Source organism: Bordetella petrii (assembly GCF_020991325.1).
Classification (GTDB): Bacteria; Pseudomonadota; Gammaproteobacteria; order Burkholderiales; family Burkholderiaceae_B; genus Bordetella_A; species Bordetella_A petrii_E.
Window position 1 is genome coordinate 1 of the sequence record NZ_JAJMLX010000069.1, and the last position, 18,712, is coordinate 18,712.

Genomic DNA, 18,712 nt, shown 5'->3' on the forward strand with positions numbered 1-18,712 from the left:
GACCTACGCGCCGCGCAGCATGCCGCGCCTGGCCTGCCTGAGCGCGCTCGCCGGCCTGGCCGGCTGGCTGCTGCGCTAGGACCGGCTCCCTGAACGAAGCTCGGATGGGCCATGAGCATGGCAACGCGGCCAGGCGCGGCCTGCAGCACCACGGCCGCGGACCACAGGCAAGCCAACCTTAATGATCGCCCAGAATCGTGTGGGCGTACTGGATGCCCACGCCAAAGGCGCCGCCGTAGCGGCGCGCGATGCCGATGGTCAGGTCATAGGTTTCGGCGCGCGACCAGTCACGCTGGAGTTCCAGCAGATATGTCAGCGCCGTGATGGGGCGGGCACCGGCCTGCACCATGCGCTGCACGGCGCGTTCATGCGCCTCGGCGGTGCAATCGCCGCAGGCATCGGTCACCACATACACCTCGTAGCCTTGCTCCAGGGCCGAAACCACCGGGCCATTGCAGCACACCGAGGTCCACAACCCGGCGATCACCAGGCGGTCTTTGCCAATGGCGTTGACGCGCGCGATGAAGTTTTCGTCTTCCCATGCGTTGGAAGTCGTGCGGTCGATCACCTCGGCCTTGGGAAAGGCCTGCTCCACCTCTTCGAACAGCGGGCCGGCGAAGCTGTCGCGCGAAATCGCCGAAATAATCGTCGGCACGCCGAACCCTTGCGCGGTGTTGGCCAGAATGGCCGTGTTGGTGCGCAGATTGGTAATGTCGATGGACTTGGTGTTGAATGCCATCTGCGACTGGTGATCGATCAACAGCAAGGCATGGTCGTGGGGGCTTAGCAAACTGCGGGCGGGTTGGGCGGACGCTTTGATGCTCATGGTAGGCCTCTATGGGTATGCGCTATCCGCAACAGGCGGACAGCAGTATCTGGCACGAATGGCGGGCCGGCCCACGGCCATCGGTGCCAGGAAATTCTACGGTCGCGCGCGGCGCCTGGGTGTGCAACGATGCGGAACCCCGCCTGCAGAAATGCGGATAGCGCCGCCGTGCACACTAGCGGCAATGCGCGTGACCTGGCGCTCCGCCTTCGATGAAATGTCGCTGCCGCGCCACGGCGTCGCCGCAATGCGACATGAAAGCACGCACCCGGGCGGACCTGCGGATGTCGGGGTGCGTCAACAGCCACAGCTCATCGCTTATGTCCGGCTCGACTTGGCTGATGCGCGCCAGTTCGGGAGCCAGATCGCCGTGCATGCAAGGCAGGAAGCCCACCCCCAGGCCGGCGCGTATGGCGGCGGCGGCGCCGTAGACCGAATCGCTGCGATAGCGGATATTGGCCGGCTCCACGCGTTGGCTGACGAAACCGCAGGCCTTCAATCCAGACAGCCCCTGCCCGTACGACACCCAATTCTGCCGATAGACCTGTTCCAGGCGGACGGCCCGCCCCGCATAATCGCGGCGGCGCCCGTAAATGGCCCAGGCGATAGTGGCCAACCTGCGGCCGTACAGGTTTTCCGGGACAGCGCGGGTCGCGCGGAAGGCTATGTCGGAATCGCCGCGCGCCAGGTTCAGCGGTGTATTGCCCACCGCGACATCGATGCTTACTGCCGGGTGGCGGGCCTGGAAGCTGGCGATGACAGGCGTCAGGAAATCCACCAGCAAGGCATCGCTGGTGGCGATACGCAGCACACCATGCAGATCCTGGCGCTGGCCCGACACACGGCGCGCCACGCCCAGAATGTCTTTTTCCACCCGCGCGCCCAGTGCCATCATCTGGTTGCCGGCGTCGGTGGGCACATAGCCGCTGCGCCGGCGGTCGAACAAAGCCACGCCCAGCGCCTGCTCTACCGTCGACAGGCGGCGGGACATGGTCGAGTGGTTAACCCCCAGCGCCAGGGCCGCATCCACCAGGCCGCCACGCTCGCCGATGGCCTGGATGACGCGAAGATCGTCCCACGATAGTTTCTCGAAAACCTCGTCCATGTTTGCTTTTCCGCGCACGAATACCGCGCCCGCCATCATGCCTGGGGCGTCGACACGCCTATCGTACGGCCCCGGGCCGCCTTGGAACGCCCTTGGCGCGAAACAGCGTCGAGTTGTCCTGATCCGTCGTCGCGCCCGCGTTGTGGCGCGGCGGGTCTGGTGATGAAATTTGTCCATCACACACCAAGGAGCCCCCCATGACCGAAACCATAGCCGGCATCAAGATCCCCGATAGCGCCATGGCCCGCGCCGCCACCCAATTGGTACGCGACACCGAAGACGACCTGCTTTACCACCACAGCCGCCGGGTGTTCTTGTGGGGCGCCCTGACCGGCGAACGCCGCGGCCTGCGCTACGATCCGGAAATGCTGTACCTGGGCGCCATGTTCCACGACATGGGCCTGGTCCCGCCCCATGCCAGCCCCGACCTGCGCTTCGAGGTCGACGGCGCCAATGCCGCGCGCGCATTCATGCAGGGCCACGGCGTGTCCGAACGCGATATCGAAGACGTGTGGACCTCTATCGCGCTGCACACCACCCCCGGCATTCCGGAACATATGCGGCCCACCGTCGCCCTGGTAACCGCCGGCGTCGAAATGGACGTGCTGGGCATTGCCTACCACGATTTCAGCCACGAACAGCGCTGCCATGTGTGCCAGCGCCACCCGCGCGAGCCGAATTTCAAGGAAAACATCATCCATCACTTCGCCGAGGGCATCCAGCACAAGCCCGAGACGACTTTTGGCAACGTGAAGGCAGATGTTCTGGCCCTGAAAGACCCCGGCTATAGCCGAAAGAACTTCTGCTCGATTATCCTGGATTCGGCCTGGCCGAATTGATCGCGCCGGACACCCTACGGATCCCAAGGAGCAAGCCATGCCCGATACGCCGTCCTCGAAGAATGACCAACGTCCCGCCATGACGCACGCCACCGGCGCCCCGGTGGCCGACAACCTCAACACCCTGACCGCCGGCCCGCGCGGCCCGGCGCTGCTGCAAGATATCTGGCTGATCGAAAAACTGGCCCAGTTCGACCGCGAAGTCATCCCCGAACGCCGCATGCACGCCAAGGGCTGGGGCGCCTACGGCACCTTCAAGGTCACTCACGACATCTCCCGCTACACCAAGGCCAGGATATTCTCGGAAGTGGGCAAGGAAACCCCGCTGTTCCTGCGGTTTTCCTCGGTGGCGGGCGAACGCGGCGCGGCCGATGCCGAACGCGACATCCGCGGCTTTGCCGTGAAGTTCTACACCGAAGAAGGCAACTGGGACATCGTGGGCAACAACACCCCGGTGTTCTTCTTCCGCGACCCGCTGCGCTTTCCCGACCTGAACCACGCCATCAAGCGCGACCCGCGCACCGGCCTGCGCTCGCCCGACAGCAACTGGGACTTCTGGACCCTGCTGCCCGAAGCCCTGCACCAGGTCACCATCGTCATGTCCGACCGCGGCATTCCCCGAAGCTTCCGCCACATGCATGGCTTCGGCAGCCACACGTTTTCCATGATCAATGACGCCAACCAGCGCGTGTGGGTGAAATTCCATTTCCGCACCGAACAGGGCATCGAGAACTTCAGCGACGAGGCCGCGGCGGCCGCGGTAGCCGGTGATCGCGAAACCCACGGGCGCGACCTGCTGGAAGCCATCGACAGCGGCAACTTCCCGCGCTGGAAGCTGTACATCCAGGTCATGACGGAAGACCAGGCGCGCGGCCACAAGCACAACCCCTTCGACCTGACCAAGGTGTGGCCCAAGGGCGACTACCCGCTGATCGAAGTGGGGGTCATGGAACTGAACCGCTACCCCGACAACTACTTTGCCGAGGTCGAACAGGCGGCGTTTTCACCGGCCAACGTGGTGCCGGGCATCGGCTTTTCGCCCGACCGCATGCTGCAGGGCCGCCTGTTTTCCTATGGCGACGCGCAACGCTACCGGCTGGGGGTGAACTTCAACAACATTCCCGTCAATGCGCCACGCTGCCCGTTCCACAGCTATCACCGCGACGGCGCCATGCGCACCGACGACAACCTGGGCGGCACGACCAGCTATTGGCCCAACAGCAAAGGCGCCTGGATCGACCACGACCCTTCGCTGCAAGAACCGCCACTGGCCCTGGACGGCGCGGCCGACCACTGGGACCACCGTGTCGACGAAGACCACTACGAACAGCCGGGCAACCTGTTCCGCCTGATGTCGCCGGAACAACAGCAACTGCTGTTCGACAACACGGCCAGGGCCATGGGCGACGCGCGCGAAGAAGTCAAGCGGCGCCACATCGCCAACTGTACCAAGGCCGATCCGGCCTACGGTGCGGGGGTGGCCAAGGCGCTGGGGCTGCCGCCGGCCTGATCCTGGCCGCCCGTGGTTTGCCGGCGGAAGCTGGCCCGGTACTGGGCCGGCGTTACCCCCAGCCTGTCGGCGAATACGATGCGCATGCGGTCCACGGTGCCAAAGCCGCAGTCGTAGGCAATGGTTTTCAAGGGCCGCTCGCTGGCTTCCAGTAGGCGGCGCGCCGCATCGATACGGGCGCGCCGCACGAATTCGTACGGCGTGATGCCGGTTTCCTGCACGAAGTAGCGCGCCAGGTTGCGGGGGCTCATGCCCACCTGTCCAGCCAAAGATTCCAGACTGTGCCGCTGGCCGATATGGTCCATGACATGGGCCTGGATCCTGGCCACGGGCGACACCGGGTCGGCCGGCGCCGTCAGGTAGGGGCTGAACTGCGATTGCCCGCCCTGCCGCTGGGCCACCACCACCAGCCGCTTGGCCACGGCCAGCGCCACTTCCTGGCCGTGGCACTGGCCCACCAATGCCAGGGCCAGGTCGATGCCCGCCGTGACGCCGGCCGACGTCACCAGGTGCCCGTCGCGCACATAGATGGCATCCGGCTCGACCCGCGCGCGGGGAAACTGTTCGGCCAGCCTGCGCGCATTCTGCCAATGGGTGGTAACGCGGTGATCGTCGATCAGGCCGGCATGGCCCAGGGCGAACACGCCCGTGCAAATGGCACCATAAGTGCGCGCGCGGCCCGGGGCGCCGCGCAGCCAGTCGGTCAGGCGGGCATCCGGCGCCGCTTCCGGCATGGCGGGCCCGCCGGCCACCAACAGTATGTCGCACGGCGCCGTGGCTTCGTGAAACGCCAGGTCCGCGCTCAGGCGCATGCGGTTGGACGCCCGCAGCGGGTCGCGGCTGGCTGCGGCCAGCACGGTGTCATAGCGGTCGGTTTGCGCCAGGAAACCATTGGCCTCGTGGAACACGTCAACCGGGCCCGCTACGTCCAGGGCCTGCACGCCTTCATGGATGGCAATGACAACGGTTCGAACTGTCATGATAGGCCTGGCTCTTGAGGCAAAGTGACAATGCTGTGATTTGATTATTTTCAAGCACGCATGTTATTGCATGGAACAATAACGCCGTCGGCATTCGGCCGCAGAACTCTGCAACGCCCTCGCAGTCTGTATGGAATGTGCCGCCAGCCGGCGGCCGCCACCCAAGGACGCCCATGACATCCCCATCCCATTCCCCGGCAATGGACACCCCCGACAGCTACGGCATCGTTACCCGCACCCTGCATTGGTCCATGGCGGCGATCTTCGCCTGGCAGTTCACCGGCGCCACGCTGCACTTCTTCATTGAAGACGCTCCGGTGCGGAATTTCTTCTGGTCCACCCACAGCTCGCTGGGCGTGCTGCTGCTGGTACTGGTATTCCTGCGCGGCGCCTGGGGCCTGGCCAATCTCAGCCGCCGTCCGTCATACCAGGCCGGCATACTGGGCTGTGCCGCGGCGGCCGGCCACATCCTGCTATACGCGCTGATGCTCGCGGTGCCGGTGCTGGCCGTGCTGCGGTCGTACGGGCGCGGCCGCGGACTGTCGGTGTTCGGCGTGCAGGTCTTCGAGGCGCGCGGCACAGAAATCCCCCACCTGATCGCGCCGGGCGCCGCGCTGCACGGGTTGCTGGGCTGGACGCTGCTGGCCCTGGTCGTGGGTCATATCGTCATGGCGCTGGTGCATCACTATGCGTTGAAAGACGGCGCCCTGACACGCATGGCGCGCGGGCAAGAAGCCGCCTGACGCCATTTCGCCCGCCGGAGAACCCGGGCAGGTTGCCGTTTTAGATCGAATGATTTAAAACGGATCTTTTCCTTTTCCTGGCGGCAAGCATCGTGAGTCATACCGCGCCCACGACACGTTCCAGGTGGGCCCAAGGGCTTGCCTTCGCGTCGGTGTCCGTACTGATCTTTTCCGGATGGTTCGTGGTTACCCGCCACACCGTAACGCAAGATCTGCATATCTGGGACGTGGCCGCGCTGCGGTTCGGCGTGGGGGCCATGCTGCTGGCTCCCATCCTGCTCAGGCAACGCCTGCCTGCCCGCGCCTGGCGCGAAGGCCTGCTCTACGCCGTATTGTGGGGCGCGCCTTTTGTGCTGCTGGTGGCCCTGGGCCTGCAACGCACCACCGCGGCGCAGGCCTCGTCCATCGTGCCGGCCCTGATGCCTGTGCTGGCGGGCCTGATACAGGCTTGCATGCTGCGCCGGCGCCCCCCGGGCAGGGCCATCTTCAGCTACGCGGCCATACTGGCAGGGCTGGCTGGCCTGGTGGCCAGCCAGCCCGCCATCCGCAGTGATTTCGTGGGGTATGGCGCCCTGGTATTGGCGGCCCTGACCTGGGCCGTTTACTCTATTCGTTTCCGGGCCAACGGGCTGACCGCCCTGCAGGCGGCCGCCCTGATCTGTTTCTGGTCGGCCATTCTGTTCATTCCGGTCTATGCCGCCGCGGGGCTGTCGCGGCTGGGCCAGGCGTCCGGCCAAGAGATCGCCATCCAGTTCGTGTACCAGGGCGTGCTGATGAGCGGCGTGGCCCTGTTCGCCTACAACCGCGCTATCGCCGCGCTGGGCCCGCCGGCCGCGGCGGCCATGATGGCGCTGGTACCCGTGCTGGCCACGCTGCTGGCCATGCCGGTGCTGGGCGAATTTCCGTCCGCGCTGGGCGCGGCGGCCATTGTTGTCATCGCCGCGGGCGTCGCCATGGCGGCGCGGCCGGCGCGCACCGCGGTCATCCCGGCGTCCAAGGCGCCCTTGCATCCTGTGTCGGAGTAATCATGGCCAATATCAAGGCAGTTGTTTTCGACCTTTACGGCACCCTGTTCAACGTGCATTCGGTGGTTGAACATTGCGAACGCCACTACCCCGGCCGGGGCGCGGAAATCAGCCACCTGTGGCGGCACAAGCAGCTGGAATACACGTGGCTGCGCAGCCTGATGGGCCAATACGTGCCCTTCGAACAGGCCACGCGCGACGCGTTGGACTACGTGACGCGGCATTTGTCGCTGGACCTGGACGCCGCCACCGCCGAAGCCCTGCACGAAGCCTACCTGAACCTGGACCCGCACCCCGAAGTGCCGCAAGCCCTGCAGGCACTGCAACAAACCGGCCTGCCGCTGGCCGTCCTGTCCAATGGCTCCGCGTTTTCCATCCGCCGCGTAGTGGAAGCCGCCGGACTGGCGCCGCACTTCAGCCACCTGCTCAGCGTGGAAAGCGTGGGCGTCTACAAGCCGCATCCACGTGTGTATGAGCTGGCATGCCATACCCTGGGCGCGGCTCCGCAAGACATCCTGTTCGTATCGTCCAACGGATGGGACGCGGCCGGCGCGGCCCATTTCGGCTTCGAGGTGTGCTGGGTAAACCGGCAGGGCGCGGCCTTCGAATCGCTGGGCGCGACCCCGGCGCATACGCTGGACAGCATCGCCGAATTGCCGGCGCTGCTTGGCACGCGTCCCGCCTGACCGGGCGGGACGCGCCCGGCCGCCGCGCGCTAGCCGAAGCGGCTCAGCAGCGTTTCGCTGACATAGTCCAGCGATTCCACATCGGCGAACTTCATGTCCAGGTCGAACATATTGGCCTTGTGCGCCTGCGGGCTGCGATCGCCGCAGGCCTCGTCCACCAGCACCACGCGGAAATTGTGCGAGAACGCGTCCACGGCCGAGGCACGCACGCAACCCGAGGTTGAAATACCCACCATGATGACCGTATCGACCTCGTCATAGCGCAGGAAATCGGCCAGCATGGTGCCGAAGAAACCCGAGGGCTTGTTCTTCATGACAACGCGATCGCCCGGCCGCGGCGCATAGGCGGCGGGCCATTCGTCGGCCTTCGGGTCGGCCACGAACTGCACATCGTCGGGCCGGGCCAGCTTCAGGTTCCACGCGCCGCGGTACGTGGGCAGCGTGCGGTCGTCGCGCCGGGTGTAGTAAACCGGCAGGTCCAGTTGGCGGAACAACGCCGTCACGCGTTCCAGCGCCGCCATCATCTCGGGCATTTCGGCGCCGCAGAACGAGAATGCCGGATCTACGAACATATAAGTAGTGTCGATGTTCACCAGCGCGGGGCGCTTGCCTATGCCCAGCCGCTTGGCGAAACCGCCCTTGCGATAGGTTTCCAGTTCTTCGTCGGGCACGTAGCCGCGCCATTTTTCCAGCTTGTCCATCGGACATGACTCCTTGTATTTAAGCTTGCGCCGCCGCCGGCATCATTGCTGCGTGATGCCGTTCTTGCGGATAACCTCGCCCCACTTCTCGGTCTCGGCCTGCACCAGGGCGCGGAATTGTTCGGGGGTGCCGCCTCCGGGCCGGCCCGCCATGCCGCGGATGCGCTTGGCGATCTCGGGGTCGGCCAGGATCTGGTTCACGGTTTCATTCAGGCGCTGCACCACCGGGTCGGGCGTGCCGGCCGGCACGAAAATGCCGTTCCACGACAGCACCTCGAAGTCCGGATAGCCCGCCTCGGCCATGGTAGGCACGTCGGGCAGATCGGGCAGGCGCTCCTTGTCGGCCACGGCCAGCGGGCGAAGACTGCCGTCCTGCATGCTGGGCAAGGCCGACAACGCCGTCTTGAAACCGGTTTGCACGTGGCCGGCGATGACATCCGTCAGGGCCGGGGCGGCGCCCTTGTATGGCACATGCAGCAAGTCCGTGCCGGTACGCAGCTTGAACAGTTCGCCGGCCAGGTGCGGCGAACTGCCCGAACCGGTCGAGGCGTAGGTCAGGGCGCCGGGTTTCTGCTTGGCCAGGGCCACCAGTTCATCCACGGTTTTCACCGGCAGCGAGGGCGTCACCACCAGCACGCTGGGCGAGGACATGAACTGCACCACGGGGATGAAGTCCTTGTTCACATCGTGCCGGATACCCTTGATCAGGCTGGCGTTGATGGCATTCGCAATCGTCCCCAGCAGCAAGGTATAGCCATCGGGCGCGGCCTTGGCCACTTCCTCGGTGGCGATGTTTCCGTTCACGCCGGGCTGGTTCTTCACCACCACCGGCTGCCCCAGCTTCGTCTGCATATGCCCGGCGATCAGCCGGCTGATGACGTCGCTGGCGCCGCCCGGCGGATAGCCCACGATGAAGGTAATGGGCTTGCCGGGATAAGCTTCGGCGGACAGCGCGGGCACGCCGGCGGTGGCGGCGGCCAAGGCCAGGCCCAGGGCGGCCAGCGCCACCCGCTTGAACGTACGTGTCATGTTTTCCCCTTGTACGGATAGATCCGTGCCGGTATGGCTGCGGGCCTTGCCCGGCCCGGCTGTTTGAATACTGCTGCGGCCCATTCTAGGGGTGGGGTGCGCGAGGCTCCAGCGAGGATTTCACACTTGCAATTGAGGAAAATCGAACGCCGCGCCGCGCCCTACAGCCAGCGATTGCGGCCCGCCGCCAGGCTGGCCGCGCGCACAATGGCGTCCTTGATCACGGCCAGCACGCGGTCGGTGGCCTCGCCGCGGCGCGTGACCAGCGAAACGTGCAGGCGCGGCGCGTGCGGCCCCAGGCGTACTTCGCGCACCGGGTAGCCCACCAGCGAACGTCGGTCGGGCCAGGCCAGGATGGCTACCCCCAGGCCCGCCGACACCATGGCCAGGATGGCATGGGTGGAATCCATTTCCAGCGTGCAGCGCGCGGTATTGCCGGATGCCGCCAGGTAGCGGTCGACCGCCACCGACAGGTTCGACCCGCGCGCGAAGCGGATCAGGTTATGGGCCTGCAGCAGCGCGGCGGCGGTGTCCTCGGCGGCATCTTTGGAAGCGAACAGCACCATCTCTTCCTGCAGCAACGGGTGCCAGTCCAGCCGCTTGTTGCGTTCTTCGTCGGCAAACGCCACGATGGCGGCGTCGATGGCGCCTTCTTTCAGGCTGTTGAGCAGGCCGTGGCTGGTGTCGCGCACCGGCCGCAGCTCCAGCCTTGGTGTGTGCTGGCGCAGGTAGCGCATGGCCTCCGGCAGGATATGCGCCTGCATGCTCTCGATGGCGCCCACCGCGATGCGGCCTTCGATCACGGGCGACCCTCGGCGCCGCAGCGCTTCCATCTGATCGAGCGTGCCGCCTATCAGGGCGGCCACCTCGTATGCCAGCGGCGTGGGCCTGACGGTAGTGGCGCTGCGGTCGAACAGCGGCTGGCCGTAGTATTCCTCCAGGCGCTTCATCTGCAGGCTGACCGTGCTGGGCGAAAGGTTCGCTTCCGCGGCCGCTCGGGCAAAACTGCCGTGCTTGATCACGGCGTTCAAGGTGGCAAAAAAGGCCAGGTTCATGGCATGGGCGGGGTCGTCGAGCAGACTACGTTGCGGGAAGCTGGCCGCCCAGCGCTTCGGTCAGGGCCTGCGCCGCGCGCCGCAGCACGGGCACGTGTGCCTTGCGGAACCGGTGCGCCGGCATGGTCAGCGTCAGGGCGCCGGCCAGTTCGCCGCCGGCGTGGAACACCGGCGCGGAAATGCCGGCCAGGTCGGGCGCGCGGTCGCTGGCGGGCAGGCTCATGTAGCCGTCTTTGCGGATACGTTCGTAACGCGCCCCGCGCGCGCCGGTATAAGCCTGCAATACGTGGCCGCCCGTACCGCGGTCCAGCGGCAGCAGGTCGCCCGCGCGGCTTTGGTCGGACAAGGGCTGCGGCGAATTCACCCGGTACAGCAGCAGCCGCTGTTCGCCCTGCCGGACATGGAACGACGCGCTTTCCTGCGTGCGTTCGACCAGATCGCGCAGCGCGGGCAGCACCACGTCTTGCAGGCTGAACGAGGCAGCGTACACGCGGTGCAGATGCGCCACCGCCGGGCCCAGCGCATAGCGCGAATCGGGACGGCGCTGCACCAGCCCCGCATGCATCAGCGACGCCAACAGGCGCAGCACCGTGCTGGGCACCAACCCCACGCGTTCGCTGATGTCGCGCAGCGCCAGGCCGGCATCGTCTGCGCGAAACGCGGCCAACACAGCCATGGCGCGGTCGACGGCGGCCACGCCGCCTTCGGACACCAGGGTGGGATCGGCGGGACGGACAGGGTAACGGGGCATGGCGGCGCGCCGCCGCCCTTGACACGGCAAGGGCGGCGGCCATATTCTATTAAACGAAATCTAATTCTATTAGATAAAAATTTGAATTTCAAGCCACAAGGATTCTTCATCATGTCCAACCCACCCGACTACCCCCTGGGCCTGCGCCAATCACAAGGCCGCAACGCCGCGCTGCGCCGCCAGCTGGCCGCGCCCGACGTGCTGGTCGCCCCCGGCGCCTACGACTGCGTGGGCGCGCGCCTGATCGAACAAGCAGGCTTCCAGGCGCTGTACCTGACCGGTTCGGGCATGTCCATGTCGGCGCTGGGCGCGCCGGATGTCGGGCTGATGTCGTTCTCTGAAATCCTGGACCGGGCCGCGCGCGTGGCCGACGTGGTGTCCATTCCCGTCATCGTCGATGCCGACACCGGCTACGGCGGCCCGTTGAACGTCATCCGCACCGTGCGCGCCTTCGAGCGCGCGGGCATCTCGGGCATACAGATCGAAGACCAGGCCTGGCCGAAGAAGTGCGGCCACGAAGGCGGCCGCAACCTGGTGCCCACCGAGGAAATGGAAGGCCGCATCAAGGCGGCGGTGGACGCGCGCATCGACCCCGACCTGGCCATCATCGCGCGCACCGACGCGCGCAGCGACCACGGCCTGCAAGCCGCCCTGGAACGCGCGGCGCGCTATGTGCAAGCCGGCGCCGACGTGATCTTCGTGGAAAGCCCGGAAAACGAGCAGGAACTGGCCGAAGTGGCGCGTACTGTGCAGGCGCCCGTGCTGGCCAACATGGTGGAAGGCGGCCGTACCCCCATCGTGCCGGCGGACCGCCTGCGCGAACTGGGCTTTGCCATGGCTATTTATCCCAATGCCATTACCCGCTGCTTCGCGCACGCGGGCACCGAAATGCTGCGCGACCTGGCCGCCCACGGCACCACCGCGGGCTCGGCGGACAAAATGCTGTCGCACCGGCAACTGTGGTCGCTGTTCGAATACGAGAAATGGACGGCCACGGAGAACCGCCTGAAGCACGCCTGAAGCGCGCCCCTAGCCCACCCTGCCCGTCAGGCTGGCGGCGGCGTGCAGCACGGCATCCAGATGCCTGACGTCGAAGCGATGCGCGGGCGCCGTCAGGGTCACGGCCGCGGCCAGCGCGCCGGAAGCCAGGAACACCGGGGCAGAAATACCCGCCACTTCAGACAGCCGGTCGCCGATGGCCGTGAAGTATCCATCGGCCCGGATGCGCGCATACAGAGCCTGGTCGGGCCCCTTGGCAAACCCCATGACCGGGTCATAGGCGGTGAGCACGCGGCCGCCGCTGCCCCGGGTAAGCGGCAGCAGGTCGCCCGAGCGGATGTGGTCGCGCACGGGGTGCGGAGAATCTACGCGGTACAGGCACAGGCGGTCGCTGCCTTGCCGCACGTGGTAGGCCGCGCTTTCGCCCGTGGCGGCCACCAGCTCGCGCAGCGCGGGCAGCACCACCCTGTCCAGCGAAAAAGACGCGGCATAAATGCCGTGCAGCCGCGCCACCTCGGCCCCCAGCGCATAGCGGCCGTCATCCAGCTTCTGCACCCATTTGCCGTGCTCCAGCGAAGCCAACAGGCGCAAGGCCGTGCTTTTGTACAACCTGGTGCGTTCCGCGAATTCGCCCAGCGACAAGGCCGTATCGCCGGCCCCGAAGGCGGCCATCAGTGTCAACGCGCGGTCTACCGCGGCCACGCCCCCTTGGGCGGCATCGGCTTCGGCCAGCGATGGGGTGGCGGCTTTGCGCGGCATGACAGGTTCTCCTTCGATCGGCTGGCAAGTATCGCCCGGCCCGATGCTTGACATCCAGGCCAGGGCCTCTATCATTGTTCTAACTTAAAGAACATTATTCTATCTTATAGAACGGAGACGTCAACGCATGAACGCCGCCCTTTCCACGCCCCCCGACATCCTGATCAGCGAAGTCGGCCCGCGCGACGGCCTGCAGTCGGTGAAAGCCACCATGGCCACCGAGGATAAATTCCGCTGGATCGATGCGCTGGTGGCGGCGGGCGTACAAGAGATCGAGGTGGCCTCTTTTGTGCCGGCCCGGCTGCTGCCGCAAATGGCCGACGCCGCCGACGTGGTGCGCCATGCCCTGTCGCATCCGGGCATCACGGTAATGGCGCTGGTGCCCAACCTGCGCGGCGCCCAGTCTGCGCTGCAGGCCGGTGCGCACAAGCTCACCATGCCGGTATCGGCCAGCCGCGCCCATTGCCTGGCCAACGTGCGCAAGACCCCCGAAGAAATGGTGGAAGAAGTGCGCGCCATCGTTCAACTGCGCAATGACATCGCGCCGCACGTGAGGATCGAGGCCGGCATTTCCACGGCCTTTGGCTGCACCCTGCAGGGACAGGTTCCCGAGGATGACGTCATCCGCCTTGCCGCCCTGTGCATCGCCGCCGGTGCCGACGAATCCGGGCTGTCCGACACCGTGGGTTATGCCAACCCGGGCCAGGTGCGCCGCCTGTTCCGCCGCCTGCGCAGCGAAATCGGCGAGCACGCCGGCGCGGCGCACATGCACAACACGCGCGGCCTGGGCCTGGCCAACTGCCTGGCCGCCTGGGACGAAGGCGTGCGCACCTTCGACAGCTCGCTGGGCGGCCTGGGAGGCTGCCCCTACGCGCCCGGCGCGTCCGGCAACGTCGTTACCGAAGACCTGGTGTTCATGTTCGAAGCCATGGGTGTGCGCACCGGCATCGACATCGACAGGCTCATTGCCGCCCGCAGCCCGCTGGCCGCCGGCCTGCCCGGCGAAGCGCTGTACGGCATGACGCCCGACGCGGGGCTGCCCAAGGGGTTCGCGCCCGCACGGCCCTGACCCGCTCTCTACCCTCTTACCGCCTTTGATATCCGCAATATGCCAAACACTGGTCGCCCCCTGCCCTACGAGGGTATCCGCGTCATCGAATTCACCCACATGGTCATGGGGCCCACCTGCGGCATGCTGCTGGCCGACCTGGGCGCCGAGGTCATCAAGGTCGAGCCCCTGGGCGGCGACAGCACGCGCCGGCTGCTGGGTTCGGGCTCGGGCTTCTTCCCGATGTTCAACCGCAACAAGAAGAGCATCGTGCTGGACCTGAAGCAGCCCGAAGGCCTGCAGGCCGCGTTGCGCCTGATCGATTCGGCCGACGTGGTCAGCGAGAACTTCAAGTCCGGTGTCATGGAAAAACTGGGCCTGGGCTACGACGCATTGAAGGCGCGCAACCCGCGGCTGATCTACGTCAGCCACAAGGGCTTCCTGCCCGGCCCGTATGAAGACCGCACCGCGCTGGACGAAGTGGTGCAGATGATGGGCGGCCTGGCCTACATGACAGGCCGCCCCGGCGACCCCTTGCGCGCCGGCACCAGCGTGAACGACATCATGGGCGGCATGTTCGGCGCCATGGGCGCCATGGCCGCGCTGGCGCAGCGCGAGAAAACCGGCCTGGGCACCCAGGTGCAGACCTCGCTGTTCGAGAACAATGTGTTCCTGGTGGGCCAGCACATGATGCAGTATGCCGTCACCGGCAAGGCCGCCGCCCCCATGCCGTCGCGCATCTCGGCCTGGGCCGTGTATGACGTATTCACCGTGAAAGACGGCGAACAGATCTTCCTGGCCGTGGTCAGCGACAAGCAGTGGGACATTTTCTGCCGCGCCTTCGGCCTGGCGGAACTGCGGCAGGATACCCGCCTGGCCACCAACAACGACCGCGTGCAGGCGCGCGCGTGGCTGATGCCGGTATTGCGCGAACATCTGGCGCAATTCCCCGCGGCCGAACTGAGCGCGGTATTCGAACGCGAGGGCCTGCCCTACGCCCCCATCACACGCCCCGAGCAACTATTCGACGACCCCCACCTGGCCGCCACCGGAGGCCTGGCCCCCATCCGGCTGCAGGACGGGCGCGAATCCGTGGTGCCCCTGGCGCCCATCACCCTGGGCGGGGCCCAACTGGGCATACGCCTGCAGCCTCCGGGCGCGGGCGAGCATACCGACGAACTGCTGCGCAGTGTGGGTTACGGCGATGACGACATCGCCGCATTGAAAGAAAGACAAATCACTCAAGGAGACAACACACCATGACCGCCCTTTCCCGCCGTGCCTTCCTGGGCGCCACCCTGTGCGCCGGCGCCTTGCCGCTGGCTGTACGCGCCGCGGCCCCGGAGGCCGCCTACCCGAATGGCCGCCCCATCCGCCTGGTGGTGCCCTATACCCCGGGCGGCGGCACGGACACGGTATCGCGCGCCATTGCCGCCAAGATCACCGCCGCCACCGGTTGGTCCATCGTGGTGGAGAACCGCCCGGGCGCGGCCGGCAATATCGGCATGAACACGGTCGCCAAGGCAGACCCCGACGGCTTGATGATGGGCATGGGGCAGACATCCAATCTGGCCATCAACCCCGCCATGATGCCCAGCATGCCGTTCGACGCGAAGAAGGATTTCACGCCGGTGGCGCTGATCGCATCCGTGCCCGTGGTGCTTGTCGTGAAGGCCGATGCGCGCTGGCAGACACTGGGCGACTTGATCAAAGATGCCAAGGCCCACCCGGGCGCCATCAAGCAGGCCCTGGCCGGCACGGGCACCGTGGGCCACCTTACCGGCGAACTGCTGTCGAACCAGGCCGGTTTCGAAGTGCTGAACGTGCCGTACCGCGGCGCGGCGCCGGCCCTGAACGACCTGCTGGGCGGCAGCACCGACTACATGTTCGCCACGCCCCAGGCTTCGCAGGAAATGCTGAAGGGCAAGGTACTGCGCCCGCTGGCGGTGACTTCGCCGCAGCGGCTTTCCATCCTGCCCGACGTGCCCACCGTGGCCGAATCCGGTTACGACGGCTTCGCCGCGGTGGACTGGAAAGTGCTGATCGCCCCGGCCGGCACGCCCGCCGGCATCGTCGACCAGGTCAACGGCGTCATCCAGAAGATCCTGCGCGACCCGGCCACCGTCGCCATGTTCACGGCCGAGGGCAGCACCGCCATGGGCGGCTCGGCCGCGGCCGCGCGCGACTACATCGCAGCCGAACAGCAGAAATGGGCCCGCCTGATCAGCGACGCCAAGATCAAGATAGACGGCTGACCAGAGCCGGCCGGTTGCCTGGCGGCGATACGATTGGCCAGGCGGCTGACACTCATGGCGCCGCCCTGGCCGCCGTGGCGAGGATCCCCGGACACCTGGCTCCCTTCTGCCAGGTGTCCGGCTCCCGTCAGGGTGCCGGATACCGTCCAACTGAAACTCTCGTGGCACACAACGGTGTCAGGCACCTTCGGAGCCAGACACCCGGCCACATCCGCAAAGCGTCCCGCTTTCCGCCTATTTCTCGACCTTCTTGCGCGCGGCAGCGGCCAGTTTCTCGTACAGCACCAGTTCCTGGTCGATGACCTTGGCGAAATCCTCGGGCGTATCCTGCACCACGGGTGTCATGCCCATTTCCAACACCTGCTTCTCGAATTCCGGCGAAGCGGCCAGCTTGTCCAGGGACGCCTTCAACTTATCGATGACCGCCGGCGGCGTGCCCGCCGGCATCAGCAGGCCCGTCCAGGAATCGAAGCGGAAATCCGGCATGCCTTCTTCCGCGAAAGTGGGCACATCGGGCAGCAGCACGTAGCGCTGCGGCGAGGCCACCGCCAGCACCCGCACCTTGCCGCTCTTGATATGCGGCAGCACCGAACCGAGCGTGGCGAACGACATGTCCACGTGGCCCGCGATCAAGTCCACCATGGCGGGCGCCGCGCCCTTGTAAGGCACCGGCGTGATCACCGTGCCCGTCAGTTGCGTGAACAGCTCGGCCGCCAGCAAGGGCGAAGACCCTTGGGCCGCCGCGTTGTACTTATCGGGCGCCTGGCGCACCGCGGCCAGGAACTCGTTGAAGTTCCTGGCGGGAAAATCATTACTCACCACCAGCACCGTGGGGGCGACGGCCACCGTGCGCACCGGCATCAAGTCCTTGCGGCTGTCCACGTCCAGTTCCGTGGTCATCCACGGGTTGATCGTCAGATTCAGGCTGGCCACCAGGCCGGTATAGCCATCGGGCTTGCTGGTGGCCGCCGCCTTGGTGCCGATATTCCCGCCGGCACCCGCCTTGTTCTCCACGATCACTTTCTGGCCCAGGTCGGTGCCCAGGTGTTGGCCGATAAGGCGGGCAATCAAGTCGGTGGGACCGCCCGCGGGGAACCCGACGATCAGGTTGATAGGCTGGCTGGGATACGGTTGCGCGTATGCCGCGGGCGCGGCGGCCAGGCCCAGGCACAGCGGAATCCATGCGGCGCGGCGCAGAAGAGTCACAAGTTTCATGGCCGGTTCTCCTCAGGCAGCCATCGCCGCGCCGCGCGCGGCCAGGCACAAACAATTGGACTGAACATCTTGGGTATGCTGCATGGGTTTTTCCTCTTGAATCGTTGTCGTGCCGGCGAAATATCGGTGCGTGCTCCTCCGGCCGCGGAACACGCCATCAAGGGTGGGCGCTAGTCGCCCTTGGCGGATGCGCGCTCTTCGATGTCGTGGCGGCGGCCCGTCATGGGTTGCAAGGTCTTGTCCAGCACGCGCGGTATTTGCCGTCCGGCGGCCAGTGCATCGCGCAAGTTCACGGCGGCGCGCCGCAGTTCCGGTCCATCCGGAGGCGTCTGGCCGCAGGCCTTCCAGATGGCCTGCACGGCCAGGCCCAGCGCGGAGAATTCAGAATCGGGCAGGCTCATGGTTGCAACGGTGTTTCGGTGGCATGGGTGGCGTCGTGCGGTACCGCCGCACGCCGGGCCTGGGGGGTGAAATGGCGTTCCAGCACGCGTGCGGCGCGCATCAGCCGGGCCTCCTGCAGAAAGCCCGCCGCCAGCTGGACAGCCACCGGCAGGCCTTGCGCGTCGAAGCCCGCCGGCAGTGACAGCGCCGGGTGGCCCGTCAGGGAAAACGGGCTGCCGGCCGAGCGTGTCGTGAATCCGACTACCGCCTGCTCATCGGCCAGCGCCGGCGCCACACGGTCGGTCATGGGCAACAGCAGCACATCCAGCTCATCGAACAACGCATCGGTGCGCGCCACCAGTTCGCGGCGCTGACGCAAGGCCGCCAGGTAATCCGCCGCGCGCAAGTACATGCCGATCTCCAGCTTTTCCCGCAGGGCGCGGCCCATGTAATCACGGTGCTGCAGATAATCCTGCTCGTGGATAGAAAAGCTTTCGCTGCGGTTGATCGGCGCGGCGATGGCACGGTATTCGGCCGGCGCGATCGGCAGGCTGGCCTCGACCACCCGTGCGCCCGCCAGCGCATAGCCGTGCCGGCGCACGAGCGCCGTGACCTCGAACTCCGGCTGCTTGAGCAGCAGATCCGCGCAGGCCTGGCCGGTTCGGCCGGTCGCGCCAATCAGCAGTACCTTCGTCGTCATGAAACCGCTCCTTGCTCGATGCGTCATCCTTCCAGATAGGGACGGACGACCGATAACTCAAGTGTAATGTCGATTTGCCCCTGCGGCGGGTGTGTATTAAGGGGC

20 protein-coding genes are annotated in these 18,712 nt (G+C 66.4%); 9 read left to right on the forward strand and 11 right to left on the reverse strand.

All coding sequences use genetic code 11. From position 1 onward, the window contains the following. Positions 1–178 precede the first annotated feature (178 nt). Entirely contained in the window at positions 179–826 is a 648-nt protein-coding gene (locus tag LPZ50_RS09380) for a hydrolase (protein ID WP_230660425.1), read from the reverse strand. Positions 827–1,001: 175 nt separating this feature from the next. Beyond that, positions 1,002–1,931 (reverse strand): LysR family transcriptional regulator, encoded by a 930-nt coding sequence (locus LPZ50_RS09385; RefSeq protein ID WP_230660428.1) that lies wholly within the window; start codon positions 1,929–1,931, stop codon positions 1,002–1,004. 197 nt (positions 1,932–2,128) lie between these two features. Between LPZ50_RS09385 and LPZ50_RS09390 the strand changes: the two genes are divergently transcribed. Both LPZ50_RS09390 and LPZ50_RS09395 read left to right on the forward strand, forming a co-directional pair. Continuing rightward, positions 2,129–2,770, forward strand: coding sequence for an HD domain-containing protein (locus LPZ50_RS09390; protein ID WP_230660431.1), 642 nt, complete (start codon positions 2,129–2,131; stop codon positions 2,768–2,770). 37 nt (positions 2,771–2,807) lie between these two features. Further along, positions 2,808–4,280, forward strand: coding sequence for a catalase (locus LPZ50_RS09395; protein ID WP_230660434.1), 1,473 nt, complete (start codon positions 2,808–2,810; stop codon positions 4,278–4,280). On the opposite strand, the gene LPZ50_RS09400 is transcribed toward LPZ50_RS09395, so the two are convergent. Beyond that, complete coding sequence (locus tag LPZ50_RS09400) at positions 4,235–5,260, reverse strand: GlxA family transcriptional regulator (protein ID WP_230660437.1); 1,026 nt, start codon at positions 5,258–5,260, stop codon at positions 4,235–4,237. The genes LPZ50_RS09395 and LPZ50_RS09400 overlap by 46 nt on opposite strands. Before the next feature lie 173 nt (positions 5,261–5,433). On the opposite strand from LPZ50_RS09400, the gene LPZ50_RS09405 reads away from it, so the two are divergent. The 3 genes from LPZ50_RS09405 to LPZ50_RS09415 all read left to right on the forward strand — a co-directional run bounded on the left by LPZ50_RS09405 (position 5,434) and on the right by LPZ50_RS09415 (position 7,714). Next, a complete protein-coding gene (locus tag LPZ50_RS09405; RefSeq protein ID WP_230660440.1) occupies positions 5,434–6,003 on the forward strand; it encodes a cytochrome b in 570 nt (189 codons plus the stop codon). 92 nt (positions 6,004–6,095) lie between these two features. Then, complete coding sequence (locus tag LPZ50_RS09410; protein ID WP_230660443.1) at positions 6,096–7,028, forward strand: DMT family transporter; 933 nt, start codon at positions 6,096–6,098, stop codon at positions 7,026–7,028. 2 nt (positions 7,029–7,030) lie between these two features. Next, positions 7,031–7,714: a haloacid dehalogenase type II gene (locus tag LPZ50_RS09415; protein ID WP_230660446.1), complete on the forward strand. Its 684-nt coding sequence runs from the start codon at positions 7,031–7,033 to the stop codon at positions 7,712–7,714. Positions 7,715–7,743: 29 nt separating this feature from the next. On the opposite strand, the gene LPZ50_RS09420 is transcribed toward LPZ50_RS09415, so the two are convergent. From LPZ50_RS09420 to LPZ50_RS09435, 4 genes are all read right to left on the reverse strand, one after another. Further along, entirely contained in the window at positions 7,744–8,415 is a 672-nt protein-coding gene (locus LPZ50_RS09420) for an isochorismatase family protein (protein WP_230660450.1), read from the reverse strand. 42 nt (positions 8,416–8,457) lie between these two features. Further along, the gene (locus tag LPZ50_RS09425; protein WP_230660452.1) at positions 8,458–9,444 is read right to left on the reverse strand and encodes a Bug family tripartite tricarboxylate transporter substrate binding protein; all 987 of its coding nucleotides are present in this window, start codon (positions 9,442–9,444) and stop codon (positions 8,458–8,460) included. 161 nt (positions 9,445–9,605) lie between these two features. Continuing rightward, positions 9,606–10,499 (reverse strand): LysR family transcriptional regulator, encoded by an 894-nt coding sequence (locus LPZ50_RS09430; RefSeq protein ID WP_230660456.1) that lies wholly within the window; start codon positions 10,497–10,499, stop codon positions 9,606–9,608. A 25-nt stretch (positions 10,500–10,524) separates the two neighbouring features. Further along, on the reverse strand, positions 10,525–11,250 hold the full coding sequence (locus LPZ50_RS09435; RefSeq protein WP_230660459.1) for an IclR family transcriptional regulator: 726 nt from the start codon (positions 11,248–11,250) through the stop codon (positions 10,525–10,527). A gap of 111 nt (positions 11,251–11,361) precedes the next feature. On the opposite strand from LPZ50_RS09435, the gene LPZ50_RS09440 reads away from it, so the two are divergent. Continuing rightward, a complete protein-coding gene (locus tag LPZ50_RS09440; protein ID WP_230660462.1) occupies positions 11,362–12,270 on the forward strand; it encodes an isocitrate lyase/PEP mutase family protein in 909 nt (302 codons plus the stop codon). Positions 12,271–12,279: 9 nt separating this feature from the next. Here LPZ50_RS09440 and LPZ50_RS09445 read toward each other — a convergent pair whose 3' ends face one another. Beyond that, positions 12,280–13,008: an IclR family transcriptional regulator gene (locus tag LPZ50_RS09445; protein ID WP_230660465.1), complete on the reverse strand. Its 729-nt coding sequence runs from the start codon at positions 13,006–13,008 to the stop codon at positions 12,280–12,282. Positions 13,009–13,135: 127 nt separating this feature from the next. Here LPZ50_RS09445 and LPZ50_RS09450 point away from each other — a divergent pair, with 127 nt between their 5' ends. From LPZ50_RS09450 to LPZ50_RS09460, 3 genes are read left to right on the forward strand one after another with little or no spacing between them, the layout of a single operon-like run. Continuing rightward, positions 13,136–14,077 (forward strand): hydroxymethylglutaryl-CoA lyase, encoded by a 942-nt coding sequence (locus LPZ50_RS09450; protein ID WP_230660468.1) that lies wholly within the window; start codon positions 13,136–13,138, stop codon positions 14,075–14,077. 39 nt (positions 14,078–14,116) lie between these two features. Continuing rightward, on the forward strand, positions 14,117–15,319 hold the full coding sequence (locus tag LPZ50_RS09455; RefSeq protein WP_230660471.1) for a CaiB/BaiF CoA transferase family protein: 1,203 nt from the start codon (positions 14,117–14,119) through the stop codon (positions 15,317–15,319). Next, the gene (locus LPZ50_RS09460) at positions 15,316–16,311 is read left to right on the forward strand and encodes a Bug family tripartite tricarboxylate transporter substrate binding protein (RefSeq protein WP_230660474.1); all 996 of its coding nucleotides are present in this window, start codon (positions 15,316–15,318) and stop codon (positions 16,309–16,311) included. The genes LPZ50_RS09455 and LPZ50_RS09460 overlap by 4 nt, the downstream gene beginning before the upstream one ends. A gap of 234 nt (positions 16,312–16,545) precedes the next feature. On the opposite strand, the gene LPZ50_RS09465 is transcribed toward LPZ50_RS09460, so the two are convergent. The 3 genes from LPZ50_RS09465 to LPZ50_RS25400 form a co-directional block, all read right to left on the reverse strand. Further along, the gene (locus LPZ50_RS09465; protein ID WP_230660477.1) at positions 16,546–17,526 is read right to left on the reverse strand and encodes a Bug family tripartite tricarboxylate transporter substrate binding protein; all 981 of its coding nucleotides are present in this window, start codon (positions 17,524–17,526) and stop codon (positions 16,546–16,548) included. 170 nt (positions 17,527–17,696) lie between these two features. After that, a complete protein-coding gene (locus LPZ50_RS09470) occupies positions 17,697–17,927 on the reverse strand; it encodes a hypothetical protein (RefSeq protein WP_230660481.1) in 231 nt (76 codons plus the stop codon). Then, positions 17,924–18,607 (reverse strand): amidase family protein, encoded by a 684-nt coding sequence (locus LPZ50_RS25400; RefSeq protein ID WP_329957657.1) that lies wholly within the window; start codon positions 18,605–18,607, stop codon positions 17,924–17,926. Before LPZ50_RS25400 ends, LPZ50_RS09470 begins: the two co-directional genes overlap by 4 nt. Between the last annotated feature and the right edge of the window lie 105 nt (positions 18,608–18,712).

Excerpts from the sequence above, each read along its gene's own strand:
- LPZ50_RS09395 (WP_230660434.1), top strand. The coding sequence starts at position 2,808 with ATGCCCGATACGCCGTCCTCGAAGAATGACCAACGTCCCGCCATGACG.
- LPZ50_RS09450 (WP_230660468.1), top strand. The coding sequence starts at position 13,136 with ATGAACGCCGCCCTTTCCACGCCCCCCGACATCCTGATCAGCGAAGTC.
- LPZ50_RS09455 (WP_230660471.1), top strand. The coding sequence starts at position 14,117 with ATGCCAAACACTGGTCGCCCCCTGCCCTACGAGGGTATCCGCGTCATC.
- LPZ50_RS09385 (WP_230660428.1), bottom strand. The coding sequence starts at position 1,931 with ATGGACGAGGTTTTCGAGAAACTATCGTGGGACGATCTTCGCGTCATC.
- LPZ50_RS09435 (WP_230660459.1), bottom strand. The coding sequence starts at position 11,250 with ATGCCCCGTTACCCTGTCCGTCCCGCCGATCCCACCCTGGTGTCCGAA.
- LPZ50_RS09415 (WP_230660446.1), top strand. The coding sequence starts at position 7,031 with ATGGCCAATATCAAGGCAGTTGTTTTCGACCTTTACGGCACCCTGTTC.
- LPZ50_RS09460 (WP_230660474.1), top strand. The coding sequence starts at position 15,316 with ATGACCGCCCTTTCCCGCCGTGCCTTCCTGGGCGCCACCCTGTGCGCC.
- LPZ50_RS09440 (WP_230660462.1), top strand. The coding sequence starts at position 11,362 with ATGTCCAACCCACCCGACTACCCCCTGGGCCTGCGCCAATCACAAGGC.
- LPZ50_RS09420 (WP_230660450.1), bottom strand. The coding sequence starts at position 8,415 with ATGGACAAGCTGGAAAAATGGCGCGGCTACGTGCCCGACGAAGAACTG.
- LPZ50_RS09445 (WP_230660465.1), bottom strand. The coding sequence starts at position 13,008 with ATGCCGCGCAAAGCCGCCACCCCATCGCTGGCCGAAGCCGATGCCGCC.
- LPZ50_RS09465 (WP_230660477.1), bottom strand. The coding sequence starts at position 17,526 with ATGAAACTTGTGACTCTTCTGCGCCGCGCCGCATGGATTCCGCTGTGC.
- LPZ50_RS09470 (WP_230660481.1), bottom strand. The coding sequence starts at position 17,927 with ATGAGCCTGCCCGATTCTGAATTCTCCGCGCTGGGCCTGGCCGTGCAG.
- LPZ50_RS09400 (WP_230660437.1), bottom strand. The coding sequence starts at position 5,260 with ATGACAGTTCGAACCGTTGTCATTGCCATCCATGAAGGCGTGCAGGCC.
- LPZ50_RS09380 (WP_230660425.1), bottom strand. The coding sequence starts at position 826 with ATGAGCATCAAAGCGTCCGCCCAACCCGCCCGCAGTTTGCTAAGCCCC.
- LPZ50_RS09390 (WP_230660431.1), top strand. The coding sequence starts at position 2,129 with ATGACCGAAACCATAGCCGGCATCAAGATCCCCGATAGCGCCATGGCC.
- LPZ50_RS25400 (WP_329957657.1), bottom strand. The coding sequence starts at position 18,607 with ATGACGACGAAGGTACTGCTGATTGGCGCGACCGGCCGAACCGGCCAG.
- LPZ50_RS09425 (WP_230660452.1), bottom strand. The coding sequence starts at position 9,444 with ATGACACGTACGTTCAAGCGGGTGGCGCTGGCCGCCCTGGGCCTGGCC.
- LPZ50_RS09405 (WP_230660440.1), top strand. The coding sequence starts at position 5,434 with ATGACATCCCCATCCCATTCCCCGGCAATGGACACCCCCGACAGCTAC.
- LPZ50_RS09430 (WP_230660456.1), bottom strand. The coding sequence starts at position 10,499 with ATGAACCTGGCCTTTTTTGCCACCTTGAACGCCGTGATCAAGCACGGC.